Genomic DNA, 17063 nt, shown 5'->3' with positions numbered 1-17063 from the left:
AACGCATTCTCCGCCGGCACGATCCCTTGGCAACGGCGTATATGTCGTATAATCTGACAACAATGTCAATGCCGCCGCGAGGGCGGGCGTCGCCACGGCCGTGGCGCTGCATTGCGGAGGATGCGATGGACGCAGCGGCCGGCGACAGTTCCGCATCCGCTCCGGCGGGTGCATCCGCCGGCTCGCATTCATCGGGCGCGCTCGGCCGCGCCATCGGTCTCGACGATGCGGAGGTGGCGCAGCTCGGGTTGCTTTTCGGCGAGCTTGCCGGCTCGCTCGGCCTCGACGGCGCCGCCGTGTTCGGTCGTCTGGCGGCGGGGCAGGGCATCGGGCAGGCGCTGGCGATGCCCGCGCATGTCTGTGAATTGATCTATGCACGCGCCCACCGCTGGTTCGCCGTTGGCCGGATCGATCGGGCGGAGCAGTTGTTTCGTGCATTATGCCTGCTGGACGACGAAACGGCGGATTACCAGGCGGGGCTCGGCGTGTGCCTGCGCGCCGGCGGCCATCTCGCGCAGGCGGAAGGCGCCTTCCTGTCGGCGGCGCGGCTGCGTCCGGCATGGGCCGTGCCGTATCTTCATCTGGCCGAACTGGCGATCCATCAGCACCAGCGGGAGCGGGCGGCATCATTTCTCGCCGCATGCGACTCGCGGGCCGGCGACGATGTTTCGCCTGCGATTCCGGAGGAGGCGGCGCGGCTGCGCGCCGCGCTCGATATGGCGGCGCATGCGGGCGGGTCGATATGGCCGCGCCGCTGACGCCGATGTCGTTTTCACGGACTTGCCGGTCCCGTCGGCGGACGGAGGCGGGCCGGCGACACCCTGACGGCGTTTCGGACGATGGCTTCCGATGAATGGCAGCGAGATAATCCGATCCTATTTCGCGATGGCCCAGAGCCTCGTCGATCTGGTCATCGCGCGCAACACCGCGCCGGGCGGAGCGACGACCGCGGAGGTTCCGGCCACGCGGGAAGGCGCTTCGGACGGCGCGCGGAGCCCGGCCGCATCGCGGAATGTCGGCATCGCCGTCAGTTCCGGCATCTCGGCCGCGAGCCACGTTTCGGATGCCGGCCCGGTATTGCCGGATACGGAAGCGCACCATGCGCAGGCGCCCCTGTCCCGCACCCTCGCCGGTTTGCGGCCGCCGGTGGTGCTTGCCGGGACCGTGCCGTTGTCGCAGATGATATCCGCCTATTTCTCGGAGATGTCGCCCCGCGACGTTCCGGCGGCGGCCGCGCCCGGATCTGCGGCGCCCGCATCGCCGGAGCAGGCGTCTTCCGCGCCAGCCGCGTCTCGTGCATCTGCCCCCTCTCGCCCCGCGAATCCCGATGGCCGGGTCGCGCCCTCGATATCCGCCGGCCTGGCCACGGCCCGCGCGGCAGGTGGCGGCGCGCCGGCGACCCGGGTTTCGTCGGCAACCGGCGCCGATCGTGTCCTGACGGAAGCGGGGGCGCGTGTCATCGCCGGGTTTCAAGCGGCATCGGAAAGGCAAGCCGTATCCGACAGGCAAGCGCTGTCTGACACCGATGCGCCGACACCTGCCGCTCCATCTCCCGCCACGCCGGTGCCGGTGGGCGATAGGGCCGGGGAACCGAAAAGCGCGGGTGCGGCGACTGGCGGAGAAGCGCGGCCATCGTCGCCGGAAAACCCGGCCCCGATGCGGCCCGACACCGGCGGCGCATCCTCCGCCGTTCATGTTTTCGAGGCGGGAATCGACGCCGGTCCCCGCACGGCGGCCCGCCCGGACACACCGGCGCCCGTCGCGCCGTTTCCCGCCGCGGATGATGGCGGTGCGGGGAGCGCGAAAGATGCCGCCGTCGCGACGGGCGGGGAGGCGCGGCCGCAGCGGCGCGAGGGCGCGTCGCTTTCTCCTGCTCCGGCGCAGAACCGGCCCGAAACCGGCGCGCAGCCTGCCGGAAGCCCCGTTTTTGCGGCCCGGCCCGACAGTGCTCCCGTTTCGGCCGATGCCGAACCGCGCGTCGTCGCTGATCCCCGGACGGCGTCCGACACGGATGCGCCGTCGCCCGCCGCGCCTTTTCCCGCGCGCGAGGCCGGAAATGCGAGCGATGCTTCTGCCGCTGCCGGGAGCGAGGCGCGGCCGCAGCGGCAGGAAGGTCCGACGCTCTCACCGGCGCAGGGCGAAGGCGGAAGCGATGCAGGCGCAGGCGCGGACGATGCGCCATCGTTTCCGCTTTCGGCATCGTTGCAGGCATCCGTGCCGCGCGGCGCCCGGCCGCGGCAACCGGAGGCCAGCCGTGCCGAGGCGACGCCCCGCGCGGATGCGCCGCCCGTTTCGGCCGATGAGTCTGCCCGGCCGTCTCCCGACGCCACCGGCGAAACGGCCCCGGAGTTGCGGGCGAGCACCTATGTGCCGGGGCTCGCCGCAGGCGGCAAGGCGGCGTCCGGCTCTCTCGATCTGCGTGCGGTGGCTTCCGTTCTGAACGCTACGACGCCGGGCGGCGGCGCGGAAGTGACGCCCGGCACGGTCGCGAGCGCCGTCGCGCTGCCGTCTCAGGCCATGGGCGTGGCCATCCTCAATGCGGCGATGATTCCCGGCTGGCCCGCGCCCCGGCCGTTCGAAATGCCGCGCGGCATCCTGACGGCGGAGAGGGAGGCGAAAGGCCGGGGCAGTCCGGCGATATCCGCCGCGCAGGCGGCCGGCTCCGGCACGGCCCGCGACGAGGCGGCGATACAGGCTTATCTCGCCAACATGGGCCTCAGGCGCTCGCTGCTGGACAGGATCCGCGCGGCCTTGCGCCCCATGCGGCGAAAGCTCGCCATCATGTTCGGCCTCGCGGTGCTGGTGACGCAGGTGGTGTTCACCCTGCATGTCGTGCTGCGCGAACTCGACGGCATCGAGACCGATGAGGATGACATCGACGCCGACGCGGGCGACCGGATGCGCCGCACGCGCGGGTGACGCGCGGCGGCTTCGGCCCCGTTCGATGTCGTCGTGCCGGCCTTAGAGCAGTTTGTGTTCAAGTCGATCCATCGACTTGAACACAAGTTGTGGTAAAATATGGAATTTAGAGCATTTCGGCGTTTCGTTGAAACGCCGAAATGCTCTATCTCATTGATTTGACGCGTTTTCAAGCAAAGCGGATACCGCTTTGCTTGAAAACGCGCTAGAGCGGGATGGCGATTCAACCTGATCGCATCCCGCTCTAGCGCGTGTGCAACTGGCTGCGCAGCAGTTTCGTGATGTCTTCGAGCTGCGAGGATTTGCGGATGACGCGCGGCGTGAGCATGATCAGAAGCTCGACCCGCCGCACGCGGTCGGTTTTCGACTTGAACAGGTTCCCGATGACGGGCGTCGATTTCAGCACCGGCACGCCGGTTTCCGTCGCTTCGTAACGGTCCTGGATCAGGCCGCCGAGCACGATGGTGCGCCCCGACTGGCCGAGCACGTTGGATTCCACGGTGCGCGTCGCGATGACGGGGTTGCCGTTCTGCAAGGTGGAAGAGGGCGTGCTCACGGACTGGTTGATGCGCAGCGCGACGGAATTGCTGGCGTAGATGCGCGGCGTCACATCGAGAATGACGCCGGTATCCTTGATTTCGATCTGCTGGGTGACGGTGACGTTGCCGGAGCTTTGCGACGTCTGCGAACTGGTGGCGTAGGGAATCTGGTCGCCGACGACGAGGCGCGCCGTCTTGCCGTCGAGAACCGTCAGATAGGGCGACGAGATCACCTTCACCCTGGTCACGGCCTGCAATGCGGTCAGGATGGCTTCCATGCGGTAGTCGCCGATGTTTCCGCCGAGCGCGACGAACGCGCTGTTGTCGCTCACATTGGTGATGAAGCCCGTATCGCTGCCCGAGGGCAGGGACGCGCCGGCCGAGCGGGCGGCGCCCCACGGCCCTTGCAGGTACATCTGCACGCCGTGGTCGAGCTGGTCGTTGAGTTCCACCTCGACGATCATGGCCTCGATGGCGAGTTGCGACTGCGGCACGTCCATCGTGTTGAGCACATCCCGGATGCGCTGGAAATCGGCATAGGAGGAGTGAACCATCAGCGTATTGGTGCGCGTATCGGGCACGATGCGCACCTGCCCGGCGTTGCCGGCCTCGGCCAGCACGCCTGCCGACTGCGCCGCGCCGCGTCCCTGCGGGGAGCCGCCGCCGGAGGAGGCGCCGGAATTGCCTAACCCCCGCATGGCGAACCGGGGCGCCGATTCCGATCCCAGGTCGGAATCGGCAAGCGGCGTCTGCTGCGGAATGGTCGGCGTCAACCGCGGCCGGGGTTCCCCGGACTGGTTGCCCGCCCCCTGGGCCGCGCCGGCGCCGGCGCGGGCGTCGCCGGCCGTCTCGCTCTTCGCGCCGCTGCCGGCCGATCCGCCGAAGATTTCCGTCAGCGGCTTGGCGATTTCCTCGGCGGAGAGATGGCGCAGCTCGATGATGCGCAGCGTCGGCTCGTCCGCCGTTTCCCGGTCCATCAGCTTCGCCAGTTGCCGGACGCCGTGCATGATCTGCACGTCGCGCGCCGCCACGAGCAGCGCGCGCTGGCGCTCCAGCGGCACGATGGTGGGCATGTCGCCGCCGGCGGGGACGCGCGCCTGATAGAACGCCAGCAGTTTCGCCGCCACCTTCTCCGGCGAACCCTGATGGACCGGCACGACGGCGACGTTCTCGTCGGCGATGCCGTCGCGCGAGATGGATTGCAGCGTGCGCTCCACCTCGGCGATGTCGCTCATCGGGGCGCGGACGATGACGGTGTTGCGGCCGTTGCTCTGCGTCAACGTGATGCCGGCGGGCAGCAGTTGCCTGGCGATGTCGATGACGTTGGAGGCGTTGTTCCTGTCGAGCCTGACCACGCGTGTGGTGAGTTCCGACGCCTGCGTCTGGCGGGCGTTCGCCTCCAGGGAGGCGATCATCTCCGGCGAGCCGATGTGATAGACGTTGTTGATCTGCCGCATGGCGAGGCCGTTGCGCGCGAGGATATCGCGCACGACGTAGAGCACCTGGCTTTTCGGCAGGGGCTCTTCTGTGCGGAAGGTGATGGAGCCGCCGAGGTCGTCGGGCGCGATGTAGTTGACGCCGAGCGCCCCGCCCAGCAACTGTCTGAGCATGAAGGTGATGGTGGCCTTGTTGAAATCGATGTTGACCCGTGCTTCGGGGTCGAGCGCCGGCGCGCCGGCGCTTTTCAGGCCGGCGAGATCCTGCCGGACCGCCGCGGGCGGCGGCGAGAAGTTCACGCGCACGCTGTCGACATAGCCGACGAAAGGCACCACGCCCGGCGGCGGGCCGTTGAGCCGCGCGGTGTCCAGCACGCCTCCCGTCGGCTCCGCCTCGCCCGTATAGAGCAGAGACGTATCGTTGCCGCTGTAGAGAACGGCGCGTTGCCGGCCTGCCGAGAAGAACCCGCTCTTGCAGTTGTCGTTCACGGCGCCCTTCGGCGCCCCTTCAGGGGGAACGGTGCAGGAATCGCCCTGCATCGCCTCGCACGATACGAGAACGGTGCTCACCAGGATTCCGAAGACGATATGGCGGGCGTTGGTGAGAAGACGTGTCAGGATTCCGCTATATCCATGGTCTCCGCTCTTTCCGGGGCGTTGTCGGGCTGCTCGATGATTACGCATAACCTTTACCAGTTCGTTCGGGAGCCGAACAACGGCTGCATTATAGCATAAATGACGAAAATCGCACGCATTTCCGTATAGAAGCCATACAATGTGTCAATATATATTATAAATATATAACCTTATTCAATAAATTACAGGCAATATGTTAATATATATAGACTGACAAGGTTGGTATAGCGGGAAAATGTATTTAATAGTATGTTGCGATTTCATATAAGTTTTTGTCGATTTATTGCATATCGGCCCGATCTGTGTGGTTTCGTGGATAACGGGCTTCTGTGACGTTCGACACACCTGTGGTTGCGGAACCGCGATAGGCTCTCTGCCGGAATCCGTCGGCCGGCCAAAGAGGCTTCCCCTTGCCGGGGGCGAGATCGTCGGCAACGATGCGTGGGTTCCGGCCGGGTTGGAGTTGTTGATGGCGTTGCATTCTACCGCGTTGCGGTCGCCCGCTCTGGATGACACGCTTCTGATGCTGCCGGAGGTGGGGGGCGCGCGATTCGATTCGGCTGCTTTCTCCGATCCGGCCGGGTTCTTCGATTCGGCCGAGGTGCGCGAAAGGCTGACGCAGGCGCACGCCCGCGCGCGTGAGCAGGCGCATGCCGGCGACGAGGTGCTCCGGGCGGCTTTCGCTCTTCAGGGCGAGGCGGCCGACGCCATGCTGCCGCTGGTGGCCGCCGAGGTTGCGGGCACGTTGCGGCGCTACCCCGCGGCGAAAGACCCGGCGCCCGAGGGGCCGGGAGGCGACGCACAATGCATTGCCGGTCTGCAAGCGCAGGCGGCTGCTCTCGCCGCCGCCGGGGATGTCGCCGGCGCCGTCACCGTGCTGTGCGCGCTGCTCGACTGGCCGGAGGCATGCAACGACGCGTTGCTGGGGCTTGCGATCTGCGCCTTGCGGCTCGACCGGCACGATGCGGCGCTGGTGTTCGCGCTCGATTATCTGAAACGCGGCGGCCGGCATCCGCGCGCCCATTGCGTCGCCGGCCTGTGCCGGATGCAGTTGCGTGATCGCAAGGCGGCGCAAAGTCATCTCGCGGCGGCGGCGCGCGCCGCGCGCGGCGATCTCCGTTTCCGGGACGAGTTGCGCGCCGCGCAGCGGCTGCTGATCATGCTCAATTTCGGTGGGTAGGGCCGTTCGGCCGGTGAAGAAAACGATACGGGAGCACATCGGTCCATGTTGGATGCGGAAGACGTGAGATTGCTGGCGTCGCTGGGTTTCAGCGCGCTCATGCGCGACGGGGACGCCCATGCCCGCGCCATTTTCGAGGGCGTGCGCGCCGCGCGGCCGGAGCAGGAGGCGGGCGCGATCGGGCTTGCCATGCTGCACCTCAAGAACGGTGAGAGCGACCGCGCCATCGACCTGTTGAAACCCTTCGGCGCCAACGATATCGCGCTCGCCTTTCAGGGGCTCGCCTTTTTCAGGAACGGCGACCGGGAAACCGCGGTCCGAATCCTCAACGATGCCATGGCGCTGGCGCCGGAGGGCGAAGGCGGCGTTCTGGCCCGGCAGATGCTGGAGGCGATCGAGCGCGAACCCCCGCCGCCGCCGCGGCTCATCTGAGGCGGGACAAGCCGCGCCGTCTCCCGGCATCGACCGCGTCGAAACCGGAAGACGGCGCGCGATCCCATGATGCGGATAGCGCTTCTGGAACAAGGTCATGCGCTATCCCAGCCGGTTGTGCACGTCGATGAGGCGGTCGACGCAGCGTTCGATGCGGGGCGGATCGATCTCGTTTTCCTCCAACGCGAACGAAAACACGATGGCGCCATGCGTGGTCAGCGCCGCGTGGAGGAAGAGGCCGGTGGCGAGATCGGCTCCGGCCGCCCGCAGGGCCTTGAGTTCCCGCGCGGGGTCCTCGTAAGCCGGCGTCCGCAACAGGCTGACGATGAGCCGCTTGCCGTCGAGCGCGGGCATGAATGTCAGGTCGCCCGAGCGCTCGAAGCGGAAAACGAAGGTGCCGTCCTGCGCCGGCGTCGCCGATATGCCGGCGCGCGCCGCAAAATCGTTGATCGCGTGCAGGGCATTGCCGGAAAGCTGTGTCGTCATCGGTGGGCTCGCGCAGGTTTCATGATGCCGTTACCGCCTTCGGCGCGATCCTCCTCGTCCTGCCGGTCGCCGCCGCTTTCCGCGTCCTGCCCGCCCCCGCCGCGGCGCTCCTCGTCCTCCTCCTCCTCGGCCGCGAGTTCCTCGCACCACGAGAGCAGAACGGCGCCTTGCGCATTGCGATGCACCGCATCGCCGTTGATTTCCCCTTCGGGAAACAGATCGTCCGGCAGCTCCCGGTGCAGCTCGAGCACGCAGGTCGAGTACATGACGCGGTCCGACGGCGCTGCCTGGCCCGGCAGCACGGTTTCGAGCTGTCTGGCCGCGCTGCGGTCGACATTGTCGTCGGAGACGAAACCGAGAATGGCGCGGGTGACGGCGACGGTATCGATCTGCCCCCTGCCGAGAAGCCGGCTCATCGGGGTCACCACCTTTTGCGCGGTGTGGTCGAATACGGAATTGAGCTTCTTCAGCACGGCGATTTCGGTCAGCAGATGATGGCGGAAATCGTCGTCCAGCGCCGGGCCGGTGCCGTCCGCAAGATTGCTGCCGGCGCCGGCCATGAAGTCGCTCACGATATCGCCGAGCTTGCGCGTGGGATCGAAGTTCTTCAGCGCCTCGAAAATGTCGCTGAAGTTGCGGCTTTCGCGCATGAGCTGCCGCTGCTGCTCGCGGAACAGCGACGGGCTGCTTTCATGCGTCGCCTCGGCGACCGTGAGGCGGCCGATGGCCGACATCGTTTCGCGCACGGCGCGCCCGACCGTCGCTTCGTCGAACTCGCTCCGCACGGCGTTCAGCGCCGCGAGCAGCGCGCTGTCGGCGGGGTCGTCGCCCGTGAACTGGCTCGATACGATCTCCAGCGCCGCCAGTTGCTGCACGGCGTCGGCGTCATATGTGCGCAGCGCGTCCCAGATCCGGTTTCTCACCTCGCGCTGCTGCGCCTGTTCGCCCACGGCGCCTGTCCGCGCCCGCCCGCCGAGGGTGTTGCGGATGGCGGAAAGGCTTTTGAGCAAATCGCCGGAAGCCTTGCGGATTTTCTCGCCCGTCTGCGCCTGGAGCCGGGCGTACTGACGCTGTTGCTGCTGCTGACCGGCGCCGCCACCGCCGCCGCGGCCATCCCTGCCGCCGGTGAAATCGCGGAAGGCGAGCAGACGCCGCACCTGATCGCCGGGCTCATCGGTATCGGCGGTCGCCGAGCCCGTGTCGCCCGATTCGCCCGCGCCGCCCTTGCCGGTGACGGCGCGCCGCTCGATGTTGCGTTTCCTCTCGCCGAGCTTGTCGCCGAGGCCCTTGACGTGGCCGGTGAGCAGCGCTCCCGCTTCTTCGAGATTGTCGGTGTCGAGAAGGCCGGCCGCCGACTGGCCGGCCATCTGCGTCACGGTCTCGCCCTTGCGTGCGCCGACTTCCACCGCCGCGTGGTTGACGGCGTTCGGCTCCGAAAAGGCCGTGTTCAGGTTGCGACCCTGCTGCGCCTCGATCGTATCGGGCGGCAGCGAGGTTCTCGCAAACTGGTTGATATTGCTCATCGAGCTCCGCCATCATGAAACGGCGCGGAATATCCCCACAGGGATATCACGCGACGTTGCGGACAACGGCCTTGAGCGTGTCGGATACCGTCTTGAGCATGTTGGTGCGCAGGTTGCTGATCGCCGACCAGGAGTTCATCGCCATCTGCATGGCGAACATGCGTTCCGTATCGGACAGGTTGGCGTTCTGCTCGATGGCCGCGATCTGCGTTTCCATCTCCTCCATCTGCTTCTGAAGGTAGTTTTGCCGCCAGATGAGGTCGAAGCCGTCGCGATGCTCGTACGGGTCGACGTTGATGACGGGGCTGGGGATCGCGAGGCCGGAGGTGCCGTAAAAAACCGTTGTACCGTTGGTTGCGCCGGTTGCTGCCATGTTGAATCTCCTTGTTCCATTATCCGTTGCACAGGCGTGATATGAAGCTGCGCGCCGCCTGAACGGCGCCGAGCATGAGATTGCACCGGCTGAAATCGCCGGCGTTCAGGCCGCTGTCCCGCAGGCCGGCGAGTTGCCGCCCCATGTGGTCCAGACGATCCAGGATCTGCCGCGCCGCCGCCTCGCGGTTGTCGGACGCGAGCAGTTCCTCCAGCTCGGTGAGCGGGAAAGGCGCGTTGTCGCCGCCGGCCGCAACGGCGGGCCGCCTTTCGTCGCCGGTCGGAAGCGTGCTCATCAGAACTCCTCCTGCAAGGCCAGCGACTCGAGCCGCGGCCGGTTGAGGATGATGATGGAGCGGTCGCGGATGGCGATCCAGCGTTCGCGCTCCCACCCCTTCAGCGTGCGGTTGACGTTGCTGCGCGCGCCGCGCGCCATCAGGCCGAGATCGGTTTGCGTCACCGCCGGGCCGACGCAGGGGCAGATGCGCTCGCCCACCTTGATGCGCGTGCCGAGCCCGTCGGCGAGCCGCAGCAGCGCCTGCGCGAGCCGCGCCGCCAGCGTCCTGAGGCTGAGCATGCGCGTTAGCTCGACATAGCTGCGATAGCGGCGCGCCACGACGCGCGCCACCGCCGTGGCGATCTCCGGGAAGCGCTCCCGCAGGATGCGATACTGGTGCAGCGGCACGGCCGCGACCGTGACGCCGCCGATCGCGCTTGCCATGTCGCAATGCGTGCCGCCCTCGAAAACGCCCAGCTCGCCGAAGCTTTCGCCCGGCGGCAGCACCCCGCACAGCACGGCGGAGCCGTCCTCCATCAGGTACGAGAGCCGGACATAGCCGGAGCGGATGAAGTAGAGGCACTCCGCGTCGTCGTCTTGCAGATAGATGATGTCCTGCGGCGCGAAGCTGCGCAGCGTGAACGAGGCCGCCAGCGCCGCCACCGCCTCCGCTCCCAGCGCGCGAAACTCCGTGGCGACGGAAAAAAGGCTTCCGCCATCGGCGAGCGTCATGCCGCCGGGCGGCGGCTCCCGCTCCTCATGCCGCACGGGAAGCGCGCGCCAGTCGCGAACCACCGCGGGCGGGGCGGATTCCATGGGCAACGAAGGAGCGGCAAGGCTGCTCATGCGGCGCGCATCCTGGCAACGGAAAGTGGATGGCGGTGCGGCGCGCGGAGAGACATGTCATCTGCACGTTGCAACATACCCTCCTGAAAATCGGCGCCGGAGACAATGCCGGCAGAAATAGGATTTGACATAAATACGCGCAGTTAAATGCCATATATAGGGGGGTGAGTCACGCAGTTTTGGCGTGTATATCGCTGGCGGCGAAACATATGTCATGGCGCGCTCCTGCGGCCACACCGCGCCGGGCGGGTAGAGCCGTGTGGAAATCTCGGAGCGGCGGGGGAGTTGCATGGCGGACACGGAACATGTCGGCGGCGCGATCCTCAAGATCCTCAGCGGCGTGCAATCCGGCGTCGAGGTTTCCCTGCCGCCGGGCGTCTATCTGCTGGGCTCGGGGCCGGACGACGATATCCAGATCATCGACGTCAGCCTTGCGCACGGCCATCTGGAACTGCGCATCGGCCCCGCCGGCATCCAGGTCCGCGCCGCGGCCGGTTCCCTGCGCAGCGGCAACGGCGTCGCGCTCGACGCCGGCAGCGACTGGCACGAGATCGAGCCGCTCGACGTTCTGACGGCGGGCACGACGCGGCTGGCGCTCGGGCCGGCCTCCGCGCTCTGGACATCGATCGCGGATGCCGACGTCGGCGAGAAGCCGGCGCCGGCGCCCGTGGTGGAAGAAACGCCGCGCTGGCGGGAGCTTGCCGCCTTTTTCCGCGCCCTGCCGTTGCGCACGCTGGCGCCGCCGTTGCTGGCGCTGGCCGTGCTGCTCGCGCTCGCCGTGTGGTACCTTGCCGCCGGCAGCAGCGCCAGCCCCGGCGCGGCGGAGGCGGCCGCCGGTCTGGAGCGCGTGCGCGCCGCCGTTTCCGCGCTGCCGTTCGCGCATGAAATCGCCGTGACGCGGGAGGTCGACGGCGTCATTTACGTCAGCGGCCATGTCGACACGCAGGCGGAGAGGCGCGCCGTGGTCGCCGCGCTCGACGCCACGCGGGCGGGCGCGTATCCGCGCATCTGGGTGCTGGAGGCGATCAGGCAGGAGATCGGCGGTCTGATCGCGGCGAAGGGCTACGATGTCACCTTCGAGGTGTCGCGGGTGGGCGCGGTCACGCTCGACGGCCGCATTCCCGACGACGAGGAAGCCCGGAGTTTCGTCGCGACGATGCGCGAGGGAGTGCCGGGCGTTACCGCCGTCGAGACGCGTCTTCGGACGCCATCGTCGCTGCTCGAACAGGCCAACGCGCTCGCCGACAGTTCGCAGATTCGCCCGTGGGTGTTGCTGCGCCTCGACGGCGGCCTGATCGAGGCCACGGGAGCCGTGCCGGTCGAGAAGATCGACGCCTGGTCGGGCTTCCTGCAAGTCTACGCACGCCGGTTCGCGGCCGATATCGGGTTGCGCTCGTTCGTGCAGTTGCAGGACATGACTGTCCTGTCGCCGGATCGGCCGGTATCGGCCGCACCCGCGCCCGCCAACGCCATCATGATCGGCGGCTCTTCTCCCGCCGCCGGTGATGTCGTGCTCGATGTCGATCGCCTTCAGCGCGGCGATTTCGCTCCCGGCGACGTGCTGGTCCATGCCGACAGCCCGGCACAGGGGCCGGGCGGGCCGGGCGCCGCGCAGGCCGCGCGCGATACCGGCCGCGCGCCTGGCGGCATCGCGTCCGCTCCGGCGCAGGGCGTCGCCGGTTCCGGTTCGGGCTCCGGTTCCCGTGCGGGCTCGGGCGCGGGCTTGGGCATGGCGAGCGGCGCTCCGGCCGGCGATTTGCAGGCGATCCTGAGCGCCATAGAGAATTTGCGCCTCGCTCCGGCCGCCGATCCCGCGCCGCGCATGGCCTCTCCGTCGGCCGTGCCGGCCCTGTTTCCCGATGGCGGCGGAACGATGATCGCGGGTCACGGTTTCCCGGTCTCGGACGGCATCGGCCTTGCCGCGCCGTTCTTCGATTCCGGGGGCGCTCCGGTTGCGGGGCCGCTCGCGGCGTCCGCAGCGGCGGTGCCGGCGGCCATTCGCCTGTCCGTCCCGCCCGCGCCGCAAGAGGCCGGCGCGGCGGAAGCCGCTTCGTCGACTTCCGCCGTTCTCTCTCCTGTCGGCAGCGTGGCGGGGGCAGCTCTTTCCGAAGGGGGCGATCCGGCGACTTTCCGTCCGCCTGCCGTCGCATCCGTTCCGGCCGACGCGGAGGGGGCCGCCGGACCGACGTCGGCCAAGCCCGCTGCGATCGGGGCATCGGCCGCCGGGGGGCAAACCGCGTCCGCCGCCGGCGCGGATGCCCCGCCGGTAACGATGCTCCCGCGCACCGCATCTGCTGCCGCCGGCGCTGCCGCTGCGTCCGCTGGCTTGGGCGCGCTTGCCGTGCCGCCGGCCGGAGGCGGCGCGGATGCCCCGCCGGTAACGATGCTCCCGCGCACCGCATCTGCTGCCGCCGGCGCTGCCGCCGCGGCCGCCATGGGCATGCGCGCGCTGCCCGCGCTGGCGCCACAGTCCATAGCGGATGCGGGCGGGCTTGCCGCCGCCGCTTCCGCTTCTCCGTCACGCGCGGGGCTGCGCGCCCTGCGCGTCGAGCCGGCCGATGAGGGAGCGGCGCGTCCGGCGGTCGCCACGGCCGTCGTCCAACCTCCTGCCGACGATCTTTTCTGGCCGGGCATCGACGGGCTTGTCGTGCCGCCGCCGGAAAACGCGGCCGTCGGCGCTTCGGGGGCCGCTGTCGCACCGCCGCCCGCTCCGCCTCCGGCAGTGGCGTCCGCCGCGCCCTCGCTGGAGAACAGCACGCGACTGCTGCTCGAGCAATGGCGGGACGGCCGTCTTCAGCATGCCGGCGGCATGGGGGCGTTGCTGGGCGCGATGGAGCGTCTGACCGCGATGCAGCAGCCCCCCGGAACCGCCGGACCGCCGACGAGGCTGGCGCGCCAGCGGCTGCACGATCAATATCTGCCCGCCGCCGCCGGTGTCGACGGCGCGGATGCTTGCTGGCCGGGCGCGGCGCTGATGCCGGACAACGCGCTGACGGCGCTTTTCTGGCTCGATATCCTGAGCGTGGGGCAGACGCTTTCGCTGTCGAGTTTCGAGCTGGGCGCCCGGCGCCTCATCATGGAGGCGGCGCTCAGCCCGCGCCGCACGGCGCTGTGCGCGAACCGCGTCCGTAACGGGGCCGCGACCGCCGGACGCTCGGTCTTCCTGCGCGAGATCGAGCGCAATCCCGGCTTCATCCGCTTCATCCTGCGGGATATTCCGCCCTATGCGCTCGATGTGTCGGGCGCCGGGCCGGGTGCGCCCGTGCGCTTCATCCAGACTCGCGACGGCCGGAAAATCAACGAGGGCGCCGCGCCGGACGCGGCAAGCCGTCTGCTCGCGGTCGGCGAGCTGGGCGTGATGATGGAAGTCGCGAGCGGCCTCGCCGTGATGATCTACGGCCAGGAACTCGCCTGGTTGCTGGAGTAGGGCGGCGGCGCGTCGGCGTTTTGCTTCGCGATGTCCGCCTTGTGGTCGCCGGCTTCCATGTCGAGCACGCCGTGGCCGAGAGGCCCGTTGTACAGCGCATCCTTGTTGCGCGCGACCCACGCCAGCACCTCCGCGACGGCGTCGAACAGCTCCGTCGGCACGTAAGTGTCCACTTCCGCCTCCGCGTAGAGCGCGCGCGCCAGCTCGACGTTTCTGAAGACGGGCACGCCCGCCTCCTCCGCCTGCGTGCGCAGGAAATGGGCGTTCCGGTTGCGCCCCTTCGCGGTCACGATGGGCAGCGGCGTTTCGTCGGGAACATACAGGAGCACCACGGCGATATGCGTCGGGTTCACCACCACGGCGCTGCCCTTTCGCGCCGCCGCGCTGCCGCCGCCCATCACCAGTTCCTGCGCGAGTTGCCGGCGCTTGCCCTTGATGTGCGGGTCGCCTTCGCTCTCCTTGTACTCGCGCTTGATTTCGTCCTTCGTCATCATCAGGCCCTTGATGTAGCTGTGGCGCTGATAAACGATGTCCGCGAGCGCGACGACGATGAAGGTGAGGCCGGAATAGACGAAGGTCTGGAACATGAAATGCGATGTCACGCCGGCCAGACAGGGCATGCCGCAGGAAATAGCCGATATATAGGCGCCGATGGCTTCGTAGACGACGAAGTAAAGCAGGATCGACAGAATCACGATCTTGAGGATCGACTTGATCGTCTCGACAACCTGCTTCATCGAGAAGATGCGTTTGAAGCCCTTGGCGGGGCTCACCTTGTCGAGATTGGGCTTCAGCGATTCCGTCGAGAACAGAATGCCGGTCTGGAAGCAGTTGGCGACGATGCCCGCCAGCAGGACGACGCCGAGCAGGGGCAGCAGCACACCCGCGACGTCGCGTCCGATGAGATCGACGGCCTTGATCGCGTTGACCCGGAAATTGCCCTCGGCAAGCAGCGCCACCTTGTCGAACATGGCGAGCAGGCTTTCCATCGTGCCCTCCCACGTCACCCAGATGAACGCGATCACGGAAAACAGCGACATGGTGGTGACGACTTCCGTGCTGCGCGCCACCTGCCCCTTCTTGCGGGCGTCGCGCAATCGTTTGGGCGTCGGCTGTTCGGTTTTCTCGCCGGATGACTTTTCGCTCATGGCGCTTCGCTATCCCTTTACCGCTCCGGCCCCGGCGCCGCCGGCGGGATCATATTGTAGAAATAATCGGCATATCGATGCATGATGTGAATATTCGATTCAGAGTATCTGATGAGTGTCGCAAAGTAAAATATGAGCATGAACAGCGCCAGCAGGCTCTTGATGGGCATGGCCAGCACGAACACCTGCACCTGCGGCGCGAAGCGGCTGACCATCGCCAGGGCGAATTCGGCCAGGAACATGATGGCGACGACGGGGCCGGCCAGGATGACCACGAAGCGCGTCGCATGATCCATCACGGCCAGCATGAAGACGGGGAAATCCGGCGAGATGACGGGGATGAAGCGCGTGACGGGCCACAGCACGAACGATTGATAGAGCAGGCCGAAAATGGGCAGCATCGCGCCGGTAACGAAGACGTAGGTGATGAAGACGTGCGAGAACATGATGCCGAGCGGCGACGCCTCGTGCCCCTGCATCGGATCGATGCTCGAGGCGATGGCCGCGCCGCGCTGGTTGTCGATCAGCGCGCCGGCCGCCTGCACGGACCAGAAGATCCAGCCGACGAGATAGCCCATGACGAAGCCGAGCGCGTATTCCTTCGCGAAGAGCAGGGCGAAGGTGACGAAGGAACCGTCGAACTGCGCCGCGTGCGGCATGTTGATCGGCACGCTGATGACGGACAGCGACAGAATGCATGCGGTGCGCGGCAGTTGCGGCACCGCGCTCGTGCTGAGAAGCTGGGAAGTATTGATGAAGGCGTAAAGACGCGGCAGCGATAACAGCAGCGCCACCAGTTCGACATGGAACAGGCGTGCGAAGAAGAGATAGATCTCCTTCAGCTCGGTCATGTCATGCTCGGAAAATCATTGTACAGCCGTAACGTGTAGTTCAGGATTTCGCTGCCGAGAAAGCCCGCCATCGATGCGATCGTCACCGCGACCGCGATCAGCTTGATGGCGAAGGACAGCGTCTGCTCCTGAACCTGCGTCAGCGCCTGCAAGAGGCTGATCAGGATGCCGACCAGCGACGCCACCACGATCGGCGGCATCGACAGCAGCATGACGAGCATCATGGATTCCGTAATCTGGCGCAGGGCGACTTCAGGCGGCATGGTTTCGTCTCCTCATGCGTTTCGCGCTCCGGGGCGGCTCGCGTTCAAATCGATCCACGGCGCTCCCGTGGGGATGCGTCAGGACGGCACGTAGGTTTTCACGAGGCCGAGGATGAGCCGCGACCATCCGTCGATCATGACGAACAGAAACAGCTTGAACGGCAGCGAGATCGTCAGCGGGCTGACCATCATCATGCCCATCGCGAGCAGGATGTTGGACACGATGAGATCGATGGCGATGAACGGCAGGTAGAGGAGGAAGCCGATTTCGAACGCCTCGCGCAACTGGCTCACGGTGAAGGCCGGCAGCACGACGGCGATGCTGTCCACGCTGAGCTGGTTGGCGAGGTTTTCCGGCCACAGGCTGTGGGCCGCCTCCAGAAAGAACGCCTTCTCCCGTTCGTCGGCATGGGTGTCGAGAAACCGCACGAGCGGCCCCTTGCCGGCCTCGAATGCCGCCTGGATGCCCTCCGCCGTGCGCAGCGTGTGGTTGCCGGTTTGCAGGATCTCGTAGGTTTCCACGACGACGGGAAACATGATGTAGCCGGAAAGAATGATCGCCAGCGCGTTGAGCGCCATGTTGGGCGGAATCTGCTGCACGCCGATGGCGTTGCGCACGAGCTGGAAGACGACGGAAATCTTCACGAACGACGTCGCGACGACGGCCATGAACGGCACCAGCGCCGCCGCCAGCAGCACGAGGATGAGATTCAACGGATCGATCATGT

The 17063-nt window shown here is 67.4% G+C and carries 15 protein-coding genes; 5 read left to right on the top strand and 10 right to left on the bottom strand.

Annotated elements, in window-relative coordinates:
• Positions 1-125 precede the first annotated feature (125 nt).
• Together ACOYJQ_RS00400 and ACOYJQ_RS00395 are read left to right on the top strand one after the other, a co-directional pair.
• Positions 126-758, top strand: a complete 633-nt coding sequence (locus ACOYJQ_RS00400; RefSeq protein ID WP_433455426.1) for a hypothetical protein — start codon at positions 126-128, stop codon at positions 756-758.
• Positions 759-849: 91 nt separating this feature from the next.
• A complete protein-coding gene (locus ACOYJQ_RS00395; RefSeq protein ID WP_433455424.1) occupies positions 850-2919 on the top strand; it encodes a hypothetical protein in 2070 nt (689 codons plus the stop codon).
• A 244-nt stretch (positions 2920-3163) separates the two neighbouring features.
• Here ACOYJQ_RS00395 and gspD read toward each other — a convergent pair whose 3' ends face one another.
• Positions 3164-5464 (bottom strand): type II secretion system secretin GspD, encoded by a 2301-nt coding sequence (gene gspD / locus ACOYJQ_RS00390; protein ID WP_433455422.1) that lies wholly within the window; start codon positions 5462-5464, stop codon positions 3164-3166.
• Positions 5465-5999: 535 nt separating this feature from the next.
• On the opposite strand from gspD, the gene ACOYJQ_RS00385 reads away from it, so the two are divergent.
• Positions 6000-6710: a hypothetical protein gene (locus tag ACOYJQ_RS00385; protein ID WP_433455420.1), complete on the top strand. Its 711-nt coding sequence runs from the start codon at positions 6000-6002 to the stop codon at positions 6708-6710.
• Positions 6711-6755: 45 nt separating this feature from the next.
• Positions 6756-7142 (top strand): hypothetical protein, encoded by a 387-nt coding sequence (locus ACOYJQ_RS00380; RefSeq protein ID WP_433455418.1) that lies wholly within the window; start codon positions 6756-6758, stop codon positions 7140-7142.
• 102 nt (positions 7143-7244) lie between these two features.
• On the opposite strand, the gene ACOYJQ_RS00375 is transcribed toward ACOYJQ_RS00380, so the two are convergent.
• The 5 genes from ACOYJQ_RS00375 to ACOYJQ_RS00355 are packed head-to-tail and all read right to left on the bottom strand — an operon-like array spanning position 7245 to position 10646.
• The gene (locus ACOYJQ_RS00375) at positions 7245-7628 is read right to left on the bottom strand and encodes a hypothetical protein (protein WP_433455416.1); all 384 of its coding nucleotides are present in this window, start codon (positions 7626-7628) and stop codon (positions 7245-7247) included.
• Entirely contained in the window at positions 7625-9151 is a 1527-nt protein-coding gene (locus ACOYJQ_RS00370; protein ID WP_433455414.1) for a hypothetical protein, read from the bottom strand. The genes ACOYJQ_RS00375 and ACOYJQ_RS00370 overlap by 4 nt, the downstream gene beginning before the upstream one ends.
• 46 nt (positions 9152-9197) lie before the next feature.
• A complete protein-coding gene (locus ACOYJQ_RS00365; protein ID WP_433455412.1) occupies positions 9198-9524 on the bottom strand; it encodes an EscF/YscF/HrpA family type III secretion system needle major subunit in 327 nt (108 codons plus the stop codon).
• A gap of 19 nt (positions 9525-9543) precedes the next feature.
• Complete coding sequence (locus ACOYJQ_RS00360) at positions 9544-9819, bottom strand: hypothetical protein (protein ID WP_433455410.1); 276 nt, start codon at positions 9817-9819, stop codon at positions 9544-9546.
• Positions 9819-10646 carry a Crp/Fnr family transcriptional regulator gene (locus tag ACOYJQ_RS00355; RefSeq protein WP_433455408.1) on the bottom strand — a complete coding sequence of 276 codons (828 nt, stop codon included), beginning with the start codon at positions 10644-10646 and terminating at the stop codon, positions 9819-9821. The genes ACOYJQ_RS00360 and ACOYJQ_RS00355 overlap by 1 nt, the downstream gene beginning before the upstream one ends.
• 289 nt (positions 10647-10935) lie before the next feature.
• On the opposite strand from ACOYJQ_RS00355, the gene ACOYJQ_RS00350 reads away from it, so the two are divergent.
• Entirely contained in the window at positions 10936-14073 is a 3138-nt protein-coding gene (locus ACOYJQ_RS00350; RefSeq protein WP_433455406.1) for an FHA domain-containing protein, read from the top strand.
• On the opposite strand, the gene sctU is transcribed toward ACOYJQ_RS00350, so the two are convergent.
• The 4 genes from sctU to sctR all read right to left on the bottom strand — a co-directional run bounded on the left by sctU (position 14040) and on the right by sctR (position 17061).
• Positions 14040-15221, bottom strand: a complete 1182-nt coding sequence (gene sctU / locus ACOYJQ_RS00345) for a type III secretion system export apparatus subunit SctU (protein ID WP_433455404.1) — start codon at positions 15219-15221, stop codon at positions 14040-14042. The genes ACOYJQ_RS00350 and sctU overlap by 34 nt on opposite strands.
• Positions 15222-15238: 17 nt before the next feature.
• The gene (gene sctT / locus ACOYJQ_RS00340; protein WP_433455402.1) at positions 15239-16072 is read right to left on the bottom strand and encodes a type III secretion system export apparatus subunit SctT; all 834 of its coding nucleotides are present in this window, start codon (positions 16070-16072) and stop codon (positions 15239-15241) included.
• Entirely contained in the window at positions 16069-16335 is a 267-nt protein-coding gene (gene sctS / locus ACOYJQ_RS00335; protein WP_433455400.1) for a type III secretion system export apparatus subunit SctS, read from the bottom strand. The genes sctT and sctS overlap by 4 nt, the downstream gene beginning before the upstream one ends.
• A 78-nt stretch (positions 16336-16413) precedes the next feature.
• Positions 16414-17061 (bottom strand): type III secretion system export apparatus subunit SctR, encoded by a 648-nt coding sequence (gene sctR, locus ACOYJQ_RS00330; protein WP_433455398.1) that lies wholly within the window; start codon positions 17059-17061, stop codon positions 16414-16416.
• Positions 17062-17063 lie beyond the last annotated feature (2 nt).

The organism is Pseudochelatococcus sp. (assembly GCF_050946405.1).
Lineage (GTDB): Bacteria > Pseudomonadota > Alphaproteobacteria > Rhizobiales > Beijerinckiaceae > Pseudochelatococcus.
Note: the sequence above shows the minus strand (reverse complement) of the source record. Positions and strands in the feature narration are given on the sequence as shown.